At 69.9% G+C, this 13,504-nt stretch carries 17 protein-coding genes and 1 tRNA gene; 10 read left to right on the top strand and 8 right to left on the bottom strand.

Annotation, left to right across the window (positions count from 1 at the left end):
* The 3 genes from G5C66_RS26660 to G5C66_RS25330 form a co-directional block, all read left to right on the top strand.
* The coding region (locus G5C66_RS26660) for an aminoacyl--tRNA ligase-related protein (protein WP_165114554.1) at positions 1-978 on the top strand (978 nt) is incomplete at its 5' end.
* 95 nt (positions 979-1,073) lie between these two features.
* Positions 1,074-1,868 (top strand): helix-turn-helix domain-containing protein, encoded by a 795-nt coding sequence (locus G5C66_RS25335; protein WP_165114551.1) that lies wholly within the window; start codon positions 1,074-1,076, stop codon positions 1,866-1,868.
* 4 nt (positions 1,869-1,872) lie between these two features.
* Positions 1,873-2,256: a VOC family protein gene (locus G5C66_RS25330; protein ID WP_165114549.1), complete on the top strand. Its 384-nt coding sequence runs from the start codon at positions 1,873-1,875 to the stop codon at positions 2,254-2,256.
* A gap of 28 nt (positions 2,257-2,284) precedes the next feature.
* Here G5C66_RS25330 and G5C66_RS25325 read toward each other — a convergent pair whose 3' ends face one another.
* Together G5C66_RS25325 and G5C66_RS25320 are read right to left on the bottom strand one after the other, a co-directional pair.
* Positions 2,285-2,755 carry a MarR family transcriptional regulator gene (locus G5C66_RS25325; protein WP_165114546.1) on the bottom strand — a complete coding sequence of 157 codons (471 nt, stop codon included), beginning with the start codon at positions 2,753-2,755 and terminating at the stop codon, positions 2,285-2,287.
* Positions 2,752-3,384: a type 1 glutamine amidotransferase family protein gene (locus tag G5C66_RS25320; protein ID WP_206444552.1), complete on the bottom strand. Its 633-nt coding sequence runs from the start codon at positions 3,382-3,384 to the stop codon at positions 2,752-2,754. Before G5C66_RS25320 ends, G5C66_RS25325 begins: the two co-directional genes overlap by 4 nt.
* 189 nt (positions 3,385-3,573) lie before the next feature.
* On the opposite strand from G5C66_RS25320, the gene G5C66_RS25315 reads away from it, so the two are divergent.
* The 4 genes from G5C66_RS25315 to der are packed head-to-tail and all read left to right on the top strand — an operon-like array spanning position 3,574 to position 7,447.
* Positions 3,574-4,653: a prephenate dehydrogenase gene (locus G5C66_RS25315; protein WP_165114543.1), complete on the top strand. Its 1,080-nt coding sequence runs from the start codon at positions 3,574-3,576 to the stop codon at positions 4,651-4,653.
* A 10-nt stretch (positions 4,654-4,663) separates the two neighbouring features.
* A complete protein-coding gene (gene cmk / locus G5C66_RS25310; protein WP_165114540.1) occupies positions 4,664-5,359 on the top strand; it encodes a (d)CMP kinase in 696 nt (231 codons plus the stop codon).
* Entirely contained in the window at positions 5,356-6,066 is a 711-nt protein-coding gene (locus G5C66_RS25305; RefSeq protein ID WP_165114537.1) for a 1-acyl-sn-glycerol-3-phosphate acyltransferase, read from the top strand. Before cmk ends, G5C66_RS25305 begins: the two co-directional genes overlap by 4 nt.
* Complete coding sequence (gene der / locus G5C66_RS25300; protein ID WP_165114534.1) at positions 6,059-7,447, top strand: ribosome biogenesis GTPase Der; 1,389 nt, start codon at positions 6,059-6,061, stop codon at positions 7,445-7,447. Before G5C66_RS25305 ends, der begins: the two co-directional genes overlap by 8 nt.
* A gap of 81 nt (positions 7,448-7,528) precedes the next feature.
* Here der and G5C66_RS25295 read toward each other — a convergent pair whose 3' ends face one another.
* Positions 7,529-8,020: a MarR family winged helix-turn-helix transcriptional regulator gene (locus tag G5C66_RS25295; protein WP_165114531.1), complete on the bottom strand. Its 492-nt coding sequence runs from the start codon at positions 8,018-8,020 to the stop codon at positions 7,529-7,531.
* 166 nt (positions 8,021-8,186) lie between these two features.
* On the opposite strand from G5C66_RS25295, the gene G5C66_RS25290 reads away from it, so the two are divergent.
* The gene (locus tag G5C66_RS25290) at positions 8,187-8,681 is read left to right on the top strand and encodes a VOC family protein (RefSeq protein ID WP_165114528.1); all 495 of its coding nucleotides are present in this window, start codon (positions 8,187-8,189) and stop codon (positions 8,679-8,681) included.
* Positions 8,682-8,737: 56 nt separating this feature from the next.
* Here G5C66_RS25290 and G5C66_RS25285 read toward each other — a convergent pair whose 3' ends face one another.
* The 3 genes from G5C66_RS25285 to G5C66_RS25275 form a co-directional block, all read right to left on the bottom strand.
* Positions 8,738-9,322 carry a hypothetical protein gene (locus G5C66_RS25285; protein WP_165114525.1) on the bottom strand — a complete coding sequence of 195 codons (585 nt, stop codon included), beginning with the start codon at positions 9,320-9,322 and terminating at the stop codon, positions 8,738-8,740.
* Positions 9,323-9,403: 81 nt separating this feature from the next.
* On the bottom strand, positions 9,404-10,789 hold the full coding sequence (locus G5C66_RS25280) for a GntP family permease (RefSeq protein ID WP_165114522.1): 1,386 nt from the start codon (positions 10,787-10,789) through the stop codon (positions 9,404-9,406).
* A complete protein-coding gene (locus G5C66_RS25275; RefSeq protein WP_165114557.1) occupies positions 10,786-11,286 on the bottom strand; it encodes a gluconokinase in 501 nt (166 codons plus the stop codon). The genes G5C66_RS25280 and G5C66_RS25275 overlap by 4 nt, the downstream gene beginning before the upstream one ends.
* A 123-nt stretch (positions 11,287-11,409) precedes the next feature.
* Here G5C66_RS25275 and G5C66_RS25270 point away from each other — a divergent pair, with 123 nt between their 5' ends.
* Both G5C66_RS25270 and G5C66_RS25265 read left to right on the top strand, forming a co-directional pair.
* A complete protein-coding gene (locus G5C66_RS25270) occupies positions 11,410-12,129 on the top strand; it encodes a FadR/GntR family transcriptional regulator (protein ID WP_338144322.1) in 720 nt (239 codons plus the stop codon).
* Between the two features lie 77 nt (positions 12,130-12,206).
* A tRNA-Pro gene (locus tag G5C66_RS25265) sits at positions 12,207-12,280 on the top strand.
* Positions 12,281-12,502: 222 nt separating this feature from the next.
* Here the strand turns inward: G5C66_RS25265 and G5C66_RS25260 are convergent.
* The gene (locus G5C66_RS25260; RefSeq protein WP_165114516.1) at positions 12,503-13,252 is read right to left on the bottom strand and encodes a hypothetical protein; all 750 of its coding nucleotides are present in this window, start codon (positions 13,250-13,252) and stop codon (positions 12,503-12,505) included.
* A gap of 32 nt (positions 13,253-13,284) precedes the next feature.
* Positions 13,285-13,504 (bottom strand): response regulator transcription factor (locus G5C66_RS25255; protein WP_165114513.1); only part of this gene is annotated, 220 nt, incomplete at its 5' end.

Here is a 13,504-nt window from a genome sequence, read left to right as displayed (position 1 = left end):
GGGTCGGGTTCGGCGTGGAAGGAGGACCTGGTCCTCCGTCCCGCCAACTGTCCCCACCATGCGCTGGTCTACCGGGCACGCCCACACTCCTACCGCGAGCTCCCGGTGCGCCTCCACGAGCTCGCCCCGATGTTCCGCGCCGAGCGTTCTGGGGTGCTGTCCGGGCTGAGCCGGGTACGCCAGATCAACCTCGACGACACCCACGTCTTCTGCCGCCCCGACCAGGTCGCCGAGGAGGCGGCGAAGGCACTGCGGTCGGCGCTGAAAGCCCAGGAGATCCTCGGGCTGCAGGTCGACTACGTACGTCTCTCCCTCCGTGACTCCTCGCCGGCCTACCTGGGCTCTGCCGAGCAGTGGCGCGGTGCCGAGGAGGCACTGAGGAAGGCAGCCTCCGAGGCTGGTGTCGAGGTCGTCGAGGCGCCGGGTGAGGCCGCCTTCTACGGCCCCAAGCTCGACCTCCAGGTCGTCGATCCGGCCGGCCACGAGGAGACCATCTCCACCGTCCAGGTCGACTTCAACCAGCCGGAGCGCTTCGATCTGAGCTATGACGACGCCGACGGCTCCCGGAAGCGGGTCGTGATGGTCCATCGCGGCACCGTCGGCTCCATGGAGCGGGTCACCGCGGCCGTCCTGGAGCGCTACCAGGGGCGTCTCCCGCTGTGGCTGGCCCCGACTCAGGTCGCCGTGCTCCCGGTCTCGCCGGCCCAGGACCCGGCTGCCCGGGAGCTCGCCGGCGCCCTCGTCGCCGAAGGCCTCCGTCCGCGCCTGGATCCGGACGGGTCTCTCGGTGCCCGGATCCGTGAGTCCCGGCGTCGGCGCGAGCCGCTGATCGCGGTCATCGGGTCTACCGAGGAGGAAGCGGGTGAGGTGCAGGTGCGCGACGTCGGAGCCGGTGTCGAGCGACGGGTCCCGGTCGTCGATCTGGTGGCGGCGGTGAAGGAGGCGTACGTCTCTCGGGCTGCTTCTGTGAAGTGGTGAACGCATCCCTCAACGCTCAGCGCTATCGCACACCCCACCTCGCCAGCGGCGATAGCGCATAGGCAACCCGCAGCAACCGTGGCACCATCGAACGCATGACCGTGCCGGAGGTCCTGAGGCCCTACGTCACCTCGTTGATCGCCTACGACATCGACTTCGGGGCGCCGGGAGTGCACCGCGGGATGCCGTCGACCGAGATCACGTTCGTGCTGTCGGTCGACGACCCCCTGGTCACCTCCTGGGGGAGCGAGGCCGAGCCGGTGACGGCATGGTCGTTGGTCTCGGGGCTGCACACCCGGCCGGCGGCGATCCATCACCGCGGCTACCAGCGCGGCGTCCAGCTGGGGCTGACCACCGCCGGGGTGCGGGCGCTGTTCGGGATGCCGGCGGCGGCCTGGCGCGGGGAGCTGCTCGATCTCGACGAGGTGGCGGCGCCCGGCGGCGTACGGCATCTCCCGGAGCAGCTGGCCGAGACCGATCCGCGGCAGTGGGAGCGGTTGGTGGTGACGAGTCTGGTCGGGGCGCTCGCGCGGTACGGCGAGCCTGGGCCGAGGGCGGAGGTCGGGCGGGCGCTGGCGCTGCTGACCAAGGGAGCGGGAGTGCAGGAGGTGGCCGACGACGTCGGCTACAGCCGCCGGAGGATCAGCGACCTGGTCCGCGCCGAGACCGGGGTCGCGCCGAAGCAGTTCCAGCGGCTGGCGCGCTTCGACCGGTCCCGTGGCCTGGTCGGCCGGATGCCGCTGGCGCAGGCGGCGACGGTCTGCGGCTATGCCGACCAAGCGCACCTGACGCGAGAGTGGCAGGAGTTCGCCGGGTGTACGCCGACGACCTGGCTGCGGGAGGAGTTCCCATTCGTTCAAGACCTCGATGGTGCGTCCGAGCAAGGCTGAGGTCATGAGTGAAGCAGCGAAGGTGAAGTACTGGCAGTGCATGGCGTTCCACGACGCCGAGGCGATGATGACGTGGCTGAGTGCGATCGGGTTCGTCGAGCACGCGACCTACCGCGAGGACGGCGTCGTGCACCACGCGGAGTGGCTCTGGCCCGAGGGCGGCGGCCTGATGTTCGGGCAGGTCCGAGAGGGCGGTGGTGTCGGATCACCCGGAGGTGCCAACGCATACCTCGTCACCGACGACCCCGACAGCGTCTTCGACAAGGCGCTCGCCGCCGGCGCCACCGTGGACCGGCCGATGGTCGACCAGGACTACGGCGGTCGCGGCGGGAGCGTCGTCGACCCGGAAGGCAACCATTGGTCCTTCGGGAGCTATCAGCCGTCCTGACGGCGCGGCCTCGGCGCGCCGTTCGCCGTCATCGGTTCCGGCCCGGTGCCTGGTTGGGGAGGCCTAGCCCGTCGAGCGTCTGTGAGAGCACGTCCATCAGCTCGACCGCGTCTCGAAGCCGCTCCGCGCCGAGCTTCTCGGCGAGGAGCCGGGCGTACGCGGCATGGCCCGGGCCGATCTTGGCGACGGCGTCGCGTCCGGCGTCGGTGGCATAGAGCAGCTTCGCGCGCTGATGGGCCGGGTTCGGGTGGTACTCGGCCAGCGCCTGGTCGACGAGGAGATCGGCGATGCGCTGCACGCTCTGCCGGGTGATGCCCATGGTCCGGGCGATCTCGGAGACCGTCGCCGGCGAGGAGAGCACCGCGCCGAGGACCTGCCAGCGGGCAGCCGTCAGCCCCGACGGCGCGGCCAGCTGCTCGGCGATCGCGAGGAACTGGCCGTTGAGGCGGAAGCTCGTGATCGCGGCGTTCGCCAGCAGCTCCTGCTCGGCGCTGCTCACTGGACCGCCATCAGCTCGTAGAAGCCCTGCGGGTCGTTGTCACGGTAGAGCTTCAGCCAGGACTCGAGCACGGTCGGCTCGTACAGGCCGAGCTTGCTGAAGATCTCGGCGGCGAAGTCGACAGGCCGGGTCGCGGTCGCCGTGATCAGGTCGCCGTCGGTGACGGCCGTCCGTGCGGTGTCGTAGTGGTCGCCGCCGCGGTAGCCGCTCATCGCAAGATACCGCGGGTCGTTGCTGGTGTGCGCACGCTCGTCGAGCAGTCCGGCGGCTGCCAGTGCGTAGGTGGCGCCGCAGATTGCCGCCACCGGCGTCCCCGTGTCGAGGAAATTCCGCGCAAGGTCGACGAACGGCGCGGTGTCGTCCGCGGAGTGCCAGGTGTCCGAGCCCGGCAGGATCAGCATCGCGCTGTCGGTCGGCTCGACCTGGTCGACGGTGATGTCGGGGGTGACCCGGAGCCCGCCCATGGTGGTGACGGGCTCGTCGGTGAGTCCCACCGTGACCACCTGGTAGCGACCCGGCCGCGCCTGCCAGTCGGGCTTGTTGATGTGTGCGGTGGCGTGCCCGGTCTCCCAGTCGGACATGGACTCCGGGAGAGCGAGGTGGACTGCGCGGGGCTCGGTCGTCATCATGACAGCAGTCTGTCATATTGACAGCATGCTGTCAATGAGTTCTGCGAAGAATGTGCCGCTGCCGCATCGCGCTATCGCACATCTGGGTCGCAGGGCGTGCCATCGCACAACCCGCCGGGACGAGACCGGCCCGTCTCACCGCGTCGGCGAGCGCGGGCTCGACCAGCCCGGTCTCGTAGCCTTGGACCCATGACAAACCCCCGAGCGCTCCGCGGCCCCGTCGAGATCGTCGGCGTGGGCCTGCTCGGCACCTCGGTGGCGCTGGCCTGTGCGGCGGCGGGGCTCGAGGTGCTGCTGAGCGACTCGGTCGCCAGCCACGTACGCACGGCCTCCGGCCTCGGCGCCGGCCGTCGCCGCAAGGCGGGCGATACGCCACAGCTCGTGGTCGTCGCGGTCCCGCCGGCGCATCTCGGTGAGGTGATCGTGCGCTCGCTGGCCGACAACCCCGATGCGGTCGTCACCGATGTCGGCAGCGTGAAGGCATCGCCGCTGGCCTACGTGCGCGAGCACAGTCCCGAAGACGTACGCCGCTACGTCGGGGGCCACCCGATGGCCGGCAGCGAGCGCTCGGGCCCGCTGGCCGCGACGGCGACGCTCTTCGAAGGGCGGCCCTGGGCCGTCACCCCGCACGATGAGGCCGATCCGGGCGCCACCGAGCTCGTCGAGCAGCTCGCCTCGCTGTGCGGCGCCGTGCCACTCACCCTCACCCCCGAGGACCACGACCAGGCGGTCGCCCGCACCTCCCACGTGCCCCACCTGATGGCGGCGCTGGTGGCGGGCCGGCTCGCGGTGGCTCCGGAGGGACACCTCAGCCTCAGCGGCCAGGGCGTACGAGACGTGACCCGGGTGGCCGCCGGCGACCCGGGCCTCTACGGCCAGATCGTGGCCGGCAACGCCCGCGCGGTCACCGACCTGCTCACCGAGGTGCGCGCCCAGCTCGACGAGATGATCGCGGCCGTCGGCAACGGCGACGCGGCCGCCCTGGACGTACTGCTCAAGGAGGGGCAGGCCGGCACCCGGGCGATCCCGGGCAAGCACGGCGGCCCGCAGACGGCCCAGGCGACCATCTACGTCACGGTCCCCGACGAGCCCGGCAACCTGGCCAGGCTCTTCGCCGACGCGGGGGAGAGCGGCGTCAACATCGAGGACGTACGCATCGACCACGACCCGGGCCGACCGGTCGGTGTCATGGAGCTGATCGTGGCCGACGACGCGGCCGATCGGATGCAGTCGGTTCTGGAGTCTCGGGGTTGGGTCGCTCACCGGTAGGCTCCCGCCCGTGAGCAGCAGCAACCCCACCACCGACCCCGCCCGTATCGTCATCGCCGTCGACGGCACCTCCGGCTCCGGGAAGTCGAGCACCTCGCGTGGGGTCGCCGACCGCCTCGGGATGCGCTACCTCGACACCGGGGCGATGTACCGGGCGATGACCTGGTGGATGCTCAGCAACGACGTCGACGTGCACGACGCCGACGCGGTCGCCGCGGCGGCCGGCAAGCCGGTCATCACCTCCGGCACCGACCCGCTCGCCCCCACGATCGCCCTCGACGGGGTCGACGTCTCGGTAGAGATCCGCAGCGACCGGGTCAACGGCGCCGTCTCCCCGGTCGCCACGGTCCGTGAGGTACGCGCCCGCCTGATCGCGCTGCAGCAGCAGGAGATCGAGCAGGCGCTGGCAGCCGGCTCCGGCATCGTGGTCGAGGGCCGCGACATCGGCACCGCCGTGTGGCCCGCCGCCGAGCTGAAGCTGTACGTCACCGCCGACCCCGCCGCCCGCGCGGCGCGCCGCGCGGCCGAGGAGGGCGGCACCGACGCGGAGGCCGTCCGCGCGTCGCTGGAGAACCGCGACAAGATCGACTCCACCAAGGGCGGTGCGGCGGTGCCGGAGGGCGCCACCCACATCGACACGACGCCCTACACGCTGGAGGAGGTCATCGACCTCGTCGTCGACCTCGCCGAGAAGGCGGGGGAGTGAACGATCTTCCGCGCACGGATGGGGTCCGGCACCCCAGCCGATGGCCGCTCAACCATCTCAACGGGCCGTCGCGCTGGCTGATCCGGCGCCGCTACGACGTCCGGCTGCACGAGACGGGCAACATCCCGACGACGGGACCGGTCGTCTTCGCCTCCAACCACATCGGCATCATCGACGGCCCGCTGCTGGCGATCTTCACGCCGCGGCCGGTCCACGCGCTGACCAAGCTGGAGATGTTCGAGCACTGGTTCCTCGGACCGTTCCTGCGCTGGGCGGGCCAGATCCCGCTCTACCGGTTCGGCAGCGACCCGGCGGCGGTGAAGATGGCGCTGAAGGTGCTGCGCGAGGGCAACGCGATGGGGATCTACCCCGAGGGCACCCGTGGCGCAGGCGACCTGGTGCGGTTCAACCGCGGCGCCGCCTATCTCGCCCTCGCCTCCGGCGCCCCGGTGGTGCCGGTGACGATGATCGGCAGCCGTGATCCGGGCGGCGGGGTCTCGTCGCTGCCGCACAAAGGTGCTCGGATCGACATCGTCTATGGCGAGCCTTTCCAGGTCGAGCGCGTAGGCTGGCCGCGTACCAGGGAACAAGTCGGGCATGTCTCGGGTTTGCTCCAGAAGCACATGCAGGTCCAACAGGACCATGCCCTGGCGTTGACCGGTCGCGAATTGCCCGGTCCGCTACCTAGCGAGGAGAACAATGACTGACCCCGACGTTTCGTACGAGGACGTACGAGACGAGCTGAACGAGACCGACGAGACCCCGACCGGGCCGCTGCCCGTCGTGGCGGTCGTCGGCCGCCCGAACGTCGGGAAGTCGACCCTGGTCAACCGGATCATCGGTCGCCGCGAGGCGGTCGTCCAGGACGTCCCCGGTGTGACCCGCGACCGCGTCTCCTACGACGCCGACTGGAACGGCAAGGCCTTCACCCTGGTCGACACCGGCGGCTGGGACCCCGACGCCCAGGGCCTGGCCGAGCGGATCGCCGCCCAGGCCGAGATTGCGGTCTCGCTGGCCGACGCCGTCCTCTTCGTCGTCGACGCGACGGTCGGCATCACCGACGCCGACGAGGCGGTCGTACGCATCCTGCGCAAGTCCGGCAAGCCGGTCGTGCTGGTGGCCAACAAGGTCGACGACATGCGCACCGAGGCCGAGGCGGCCGCGCTGTGGAACCTCGGGCTCGGTGAGCCCTGGCCGGTCTCCGCGCTGCACGGCCGAGGCTCGGGCGACATGCTCGACGCGATCCTCGCGGTGCTGCCCGACCCGCCGCCGCTCCCCGAGGGCACCGAGATCGGTGGCCCGCGTCGGATCGCCCTGGTCGGCAAGCCCAACGTCGGCAAGTCGAGCCTGCTCAACAAGCTGGCCAAGGAGGAGCGGGCGGTCGTCGACAACGTCGCCGGCACCACCGTCGACCCGGTCGACGAGCTGATCGAGCTCGGTGGCCGCGAGTGGCGCTTCATCGACACCGCGGGCATCCGCAAGCGGGTCAAGGAGTCGAGCGGGCACGAGTACTACGCCTCTCTGCGCACCACGACCGCGATCGACCGCGCCGAGGTGGCCGTGCTGGTCATCGACGGCGGCGAGAAGATCTCCGAGCAGGACATCCGCATCCTGCAGACCGTGCGCGAGGCCGGGCGGGCGCTGGTGATCGCGTTCAACAAGTGGGACCTCGTCGACGAGGACCGTCGCTGGCAGCTCGACCGTGAGATCGAGCGCGAGCTCGTCCAGGTGCAGTGGGCGCCGCGGATCAACATCACCGCGCGCACCGGCTGGCACGTCGACCGGCTGGTCCCGGCGCTCGACAAGGCCCTCGAGGGGTGGGAGACGCGGGTCGGCACCGGCGCGCTCAACTCGTTCCTCGGCCGCCTCGTCGCCGAGCACCCGCACCCGGTCCGCTCCGGCAAGCAGCCGAAGATCCTCTTCGGCACCCAGCCCTCGACCGCGCCGCCGACCTTCATCCTGTTCACCAGCGGCAAGCTCGAGGCCTCCTACGAGCGCTTCATCGAGCGCCGGCTGCGTGAGGAGTTCGGCTTCGTCGGCACCCCGATCGTGCTCCAGCAGCGCGTCCGGGAGAAGCGCAAGCGCTAGCCGGCTCTGTCCGGCAACGAATCAGGCCCGCAGGTCACCGGATGGCGACCTGCGGGCCTGTCTTACGTTTCCGGGCCGGGTTCAGGCGACGGAGCCGTCCGGGGTGACCGTCGGAGGCTTGACCTCGAGGCGCTCCAGCACGCCCTGGTAGAGCTTGGTCAGGGCGGCGACCTCCTCGGGGGTGAAGGCGTCGAACATGACCTGGCGGATCAGCTTCACGTGCTCGGGGGCGGCGGCCTGGATCGCCTCGAGGCCGGCCGGGGTGAGGTCGACGTAGGCCCCGCGGCGGTCGTCGAGGCACTCGCGCCGCTCGACGAGCCCGCGGGCCGCCATCCGCATCACCTGGCGCGAGAGCCGGCTCTTCTCCCACTGGAGCTTGTCGCCGAGCTCGTACATCCGCAGGGAGCGGTCGGGGACGTCGGTCAGGTTGACCAGGACGTCGTAGTCGGCGAGGGAGAGGCCGTTCTTGGCCTGGAGGTCACGGTTCATCCGCGCGGTGAGCTGTGCGTTGACGGCGAGCCAGGAACGCCACGCGACCTGCTCGTCGTTGCTGAGCCACTTGACCTCATCCATGAGGTACACCTTACCGAGTTGTAGTTGTCGCTTTCACCATCACCGCGCATCGGCGCAGGTCGGCACCGCCCGGTGTGACTGATGACGCACCGCAGACGCCGGGAGGTTGCCTGCTTAGGCAAACGGTTGATGCAGAAACTAGACTGTTCTGCATGAGGAGCGCGCGATGAGCATCGACATGGACTTCATCACGAAGGACCGTGAGCGGATCAAGAAGGAGTACCTCCGTGAGGAGGGCGACCGCCCGGCCAGCACGGCCCGCGGGATCCACCACACCGCGCTGCTCTCCTCCGACGTACGCCGGTCGATCGACTTCTACCAGGGGCTCCTCGAGTTCCCGCTGACCGAGATCTTCGAGAACCGCGACTACGCCGGCTCCGACCACTTCTTCTTCGACGTCGGCGCGGGCAACCTGCTGGCCTTCTTCACCCTTCCCGGTCTCGACCTGGGGGAGTACGCCGAGGTGCTCGGCGGGCTGCACCACATCGCCATCTCGGTGACCCGCGAGAAGTGGGACTACCTGCGCGCCAAGCTGGACGACGCGAAGATCGACTACATCGTCGAGTCCAAGTCGTCGATCTACTTCAAGGGCCCCGACGGCGAGCGCCTCGAGCTGCTCGCCGACCCGCTGGGGGAGATGTACGGCACCAAGGTGCTCTGAGAACGTCACGTCCGGGGACGGGTCCGCTCCACCGAGCGGCCCGTCCCGCGTCGCGTTCAGGGACGGTCGAACGGGTCCTCGGGCACCTCGAGCTCGAGCTGCTCCTCGTAGACCTGCTCCTCGGCCCGCCGGTCGGCCAGCCACGCCGCCAGCGCCACCACGACCAGCTGCGAGCGTGACTCCGCGGCCATCTCGTGGACCATGGCATCGAGCACGTCGACGTTCGTCGCCAGCAGGCGCAGGGGCATCGTGACGTACGGGTCGTCTAGGCGTTTCGGCTGCGGGACGGTGCGCATGAAGGTGCCGTCGGAGACGGGCCTGGTCTTCTCGCGCAACGCCGCCTGATGGGCCCGCAGGAGGACCGGGAGCCGCGGGCGGGTCGCCGCGACGGCGTCGAGCATCACGTCGACCAGCGACCGCGGGACCTCCTGGCTGTAGGTCTTCCACTGGGCCGCCAGGGATGCCGGCACGGAGAGGCTGATCGCCTGCACCGGCATCCCTTGGCGCCGCCCGGCGCCCTCCCGCTTCGACCTCGTGCGGTGGGCCGGGGTGCCCTTGCGAGAGATCGGGTCGAGCTTGGCGGGGGCAGGGGTCTGGTCTGTCGTCGGGGCTGTGTTGGATGGGGAAGGTGTATCCGACACGGTGTGCTCCTGTGGTGGGTGTGATCCATGTGTCAGGAGTGATTGTGTCGGACAGCACCGACAGTTTCGCCAGGACCTCGGTCAGATCACCAGGCTCAGCGCCAGCACGAACACCAGACCCGACACGGAGAGCACCGTCTCCATCAGCGACCAGGACTTGATCGTCTGCACGACGTCGAGGCCGAAGTACTCCTTGACCAGCCAGAACCCGGCGTCGTTGACGTGCGAGAAGAACACCGAGCCGGCACCGACGGCCAGGACGACGAGGGACACCTCGGCGGCAGGCATGTTGGCGACCAGGTCGACGACCAGCGACGACGCGGTGATCGTCGCGACGGTCGCGGAGCCGGTGGCCAGACGGATCAGGACGGCGAGCACCCAGGCGAGGACGATCGCCGAGACACCGGAGCCCTGCGCCCACTCGGCGAGCTGGGTGCCGATGCCGGTGTCGATCAGCGACTGCTTGAAGCCACCGCCCGCGGCGACGATGAGGACGATGCCCGCGATCGGCGGCAGCGACTGCTCGACGGTCTTGGCGATCCCGCGACGGTCCATCCCGGCACCCCGGCCGAGGGTGAACATGGCGACGATGACCGCGATGGTGAGGGCGACGAGCGGGTAGCCGATCACGTCGAAGACCTGCTGGACCCGGTTCTCCGGGTCGTTGATGACGATGTCGACGATCGCCTTGGCGAGCATCAGCACCAGCGGCAGCAGGACGCTGAACAGCGTGATGCCGAAGGAGGGGCGGCGAGCGTCGGTGGTGTCGGTCACCGGAGCGGCGTCAAAGGTGTGCGGCGCCTCGACCACGACCCAGCGGCCCGCGAGCCGGCCGAACAGCGGCCCGCTGACGATGATGACCGGGATGGAGACGAGTACGCCGAGGGCGAGCGTCGTGCCCAGGTCGGCCTGCAGCGCGCCGATCGCGGCCAGCGGGCCCGGGTGCGGCGGCACCAGGCCGTGCATCGCGGAGAGGCCGGCGAGGGTCGGGATGCCGACCGTGATGAGCGAGACCTGCGCGCGCCGCGCGACCAGGTAGATGACCGGCATCAGCAGCACCAGGCCGATCTCGAAGAACATCGGCAGGCCGATGATCGCGCCGACGAGCGCCATCGCCCAGGGCAGCGTACGGACCGAGGACCGGCCGACGATCGTGTCGACGATCTGGTCGGCACCGCCGGAGTCGGAGAGGAGCTTCGCGAACATCGCACCCAGCGCGATCAGCAGGCCGACGCTGGTGGCGGTCGCGCCGAAGCCCTCGCCGAAGGAGGTGATCACGTCCATCACGTTGCGCCCGGACAGCATGCCGACGGCGACGCCGCCGAGCAGCAGCGCGAGGAACGGGTGCAGTTTCACGTAGGTGATCAGGACGACGATCAGCGCGATCGCGGCGAGCGCGGCAGCGAGGAGTACGCCTCCTGAGGCGACCGGTGCGACCGGCTCGGTCGCGGCGGCGAGGATGTTCATGCGGATTCCTTGGTCAGGTTCGAGGTGGGGGACACCGTGGCGAGGAAGCGGTCGACGATCGCATCGACGTCCTGGTCGATGCCGATGGTCGTGCCCTGCTCGTCGGGAGCGAGGGGTTCGAGGGTCGCGAACTGCGAGCGCAGCAGCGACGGCGGCATGAAGTGACCCGCGCGGGCGGCGAGGCGTGCCTCGACCACCTCCGGGGTGCCGCTGAGGTGGAGGAACCGGAGCCCACGGGCACGACCGTGGAGCAGATCGCGGTAGCTGCGCTTGAGCGCCGAGCAGCTCAGCACCGCACCGGTGTGCTCGTGCTGGGCTAGCCAGCCTCCGAGCGTCTCCAGCCAGGGTTGCCGGTCGTGGTCGTCGAGCGGGCGGCCCGAGGCCATCTTCGCGATGTTCTCCGGCGGGTGGAAGTCGTCTGCGTCGGCGAAGGGGACCCGGAGGCGCTGCGCGATCGCGGCGCCGACGGTCGACTTGCCGGAGCCGGAGACTCCCATGACGACGAGGAGCGGATTCTGTGTCACGCGTCACAGCGTGCATCAAAAGGCATCCGTTTGGCAAGGCGAGGTGATGTTAAGTATTCCGATTGCGCGGAGCCGAGGATGTGCGACGATGCCGCAGTGACGACTTCGAGCGGTGAGGCCACGCACCGACTGCACCAGAGCGTCCGCGACGCAATCGGGCGCGAGATCGTCTCCGGCTCGCTGCCGCCCGGTGCGGTGCTGACGTTGGAAGGGATCCAGGCGACGTACGACGTCTCGCGCCCGGTCGCCCGCGAGTCCATCCGGGTGCTGCAGGCGATGGGCCTGGTCGCCACCAGGCGCCGCGTCGGCATCACCGTCCTCCCGCGTCAGGAGTGGAACGTCTTCGACCCGCTCGTCATCCGCTGGCGCCTCGACGGAGAGGGCCGGCGCGAGCAGCTGCTATCGCTCTCCGAGCTACGGCGCGGCTTCGAGCCGATCGCCGCCCGCCTCGCCGCCGAGCGAGCTGCCCCCGAGCACCACGGCGCTCTCGCCCGCTCCGTCGCCGACATGGTCGTCCACGCGGCTTCGGGTGACCTCGAGGCCTATTTGGAGGCCGACACCGCCTTCCATCGCGTTCTGCTCAACGCCTGCGGCAACGACATGCTCGCCGCCTTCGGCGACCTCGTCGCCGAGCTCCTCGCCGGACGTACGCACCACCACCTGATGCCCGCCACGCCCAACCCGACCGCGATCGAGCTGCACGAGAAGGTAGCTCTGTGCGTCCGCAACGGCGATCCCGCCGGAGCCGAGCAAGCCATGCGCGCCATCATCGACGAGGCCGCCGAGGCCCTCGCCGCCGCCGACGACCCGCCGTAGGGGTACCGATTGGAGGCCATGCGCCGCGGTGCGGTAATGTTCGGATCGCTTCGAGCGGAGAAATCCACTCGCAGTTTCGGGCTGTGGCGCAGCTTGGTAGCGCACTTGACTGGGGGTCAAGGGGCCGCAGGTTCAAATCCTGTCAGCCCGACCGAAACAGACTGGCTCTGACCTGGGTAACGGGTCAGAGCCAGTTTCGTTCTGGCTGCCAGCACGGATCTGCCACCAGATCGAACTCCTTTCGGGGCTACCTCGGATGTCGGACGCGTTGTTGGTGGCGGACCGGCCGCGTGTCGGCACTTCAGGCGTTCGGCCGCAAGCGCATACGCGATAATCGCTGCTCACCCCAGGTCAGGCGAGGAAGCGGTGATGCTCAGGAGCCACGCGCTTTCAGATATCGCAGGCCTTGTTTCATGTAGGCGCGGGGATTCGTGTCCAGATGCGCCGCCCATGCGGGGGCCTGCTCGCCACGAGAGTGAGCAACGTACGCCAGGGCGTAGCCGAGCAGCTGCTCGCCCAGGTACCCGAGACGCTGGGTGCGCCAGCCGGTGCTGTCCTGGTGGTAGTCGAACGCTGCGTTGGCGGTGAATACGCCCAGGCCGAAGACGACCGTGATGAGATCGGTGAGCTGCTCCTGGTCGTACTGGTCGGGTGAGATCCGGTTCTCGCCGAGAAGACGGACATGGCCGACTTCATGCGCAAGTGTCGCGGTGAGCGAGACCGGGGACCTCAGCTCGCCGCGGCTGACCGCGACCACGAATCGATCGCCGTCGCGGCGGTAGTGACCGGCGTCGCCGCTCCACTGGCTGGCCAACGGCACCGTTCCACCGAGGCTCGGGTCGGCCTCGTCCTCGGTGAGACGCAGATCGATCGAGGCGCGTGGCGCGTCCATCCGGGCGCAGATCAGCTCCAGCACCCGCTCGGCATCGGTCAGCTCGCTGCCCGACCAGAGGGAGAGGACGGAGCTCGGCACGAGCACCTCGCCGAACAGGGCGGTGTCGCCGAACTCCGCGCGCAGCCAGTCGACCGATGTCTCGACCCAGTCACGGGCCTTCTCGGAGACGGGGCACTTCGGGCTGAACAACGGCACCTTGGCAGCATGCCGCAGCTTGCCTCGAGGCACCTCGCCAAATTGGCTGCTCGAGTTCCCTGGCCTCACACCACGCCGTGCTCGAAAGCGAAGGCCGTGGCGGCGGTGCGGGAGCGTACGTCGAGCTTGGTGAAGATGTTCGAGAGATGGCGGGCGACGGTCTTCTCGCTGAGGACCAGGTCGGCGGCGATCTGGGCGTTGCTTCGGCCGGAGGCGACGAGGCGGAGGACCTCGGCCTCGCGGGCGGTGAGGCCGGCGGGCAGGGAGGCGGGGGCTAGCAGGGCG

Source organism: Nocardioides turkmenicus (assembly GCF_011045035.1).
GTDB lineage: Bacteria > Actinomycetota > Actinomycetes > Propionibacteriales > Nocardioidaceae > Nocardioides > Nocardioides turkmenicus.
This window is presented reverse-complemented; position numbering and strand designations above follow the sequence as displayed.

Excerpts from the sequence above, each read along its gene's own strand:
- G5C66_RS25330 (WP_165114549.1), top strand. The coding sequence starts at position 1,873 with ATGAGTGAAGCAGCGAAGGTGAAGTACTGGCAGTGCATGGCGTTCCAC.
- der (WP_165114534.1), top strand. The coding sequence starts at position 6,059 with ATGACTGACCCCGACGTTTCGTACGAGGACGTACGAGACGAGCTGAAC.
- G5C66_RS25280 (WP_165114522.1), bottom strand. The coding sequence starts at position 10,789 with ATGAACATCCTCGCCGCCGCGACCGAGCCGGTCGCACCGGTCGCCTCA.
- G5C66_RS25290 (WP_165114528.1), top strand. The coding sequence starts at position 8,187 with ATGAGCATCGACATGGACTTCATCACGAAGGACCGTGAGCGGATCAAG.
- G5C66_RS25320 (WP_206444552.1), bottom strand. The coding sequence starts at position 3,384 with ATGATGACGACCGAGCCCCGCGCAGTCCACCTCGCTCTCCCGGAGTCC.
- G5C66_RS25295 (WP_165114531.1), bottom strand. The coding sequence starts at position 8,020 with ATGGATGAGGTCAAGTGGCTCAGCAACGACGAGCAGGTCGCGTGGCGT.
- G5C66_RS25315 (WP_165114543.1), top strand. The coding sequence starts at position 3,574 with ATGACAAACCCCCGAGCGCTCCGCGGCCCCGTCGAGATCGTCGGCGTG.
- G5C66_RS25335 (WP_165114551.1), top strand. The coding sequence starts at position 1,074 with ATGACCGTGCCGGAGGTCCTGAGGCCCTACGTCACCTCGTTGATCGCC.
- G5C66_RS25275 (WP_165114557.1), bottom strand. The coding sequence starts at position 11,286 with ATGGGAGTCTCCGGCTCCGGCAAGTCGACCGTCGGCGCCGCGATCGCG.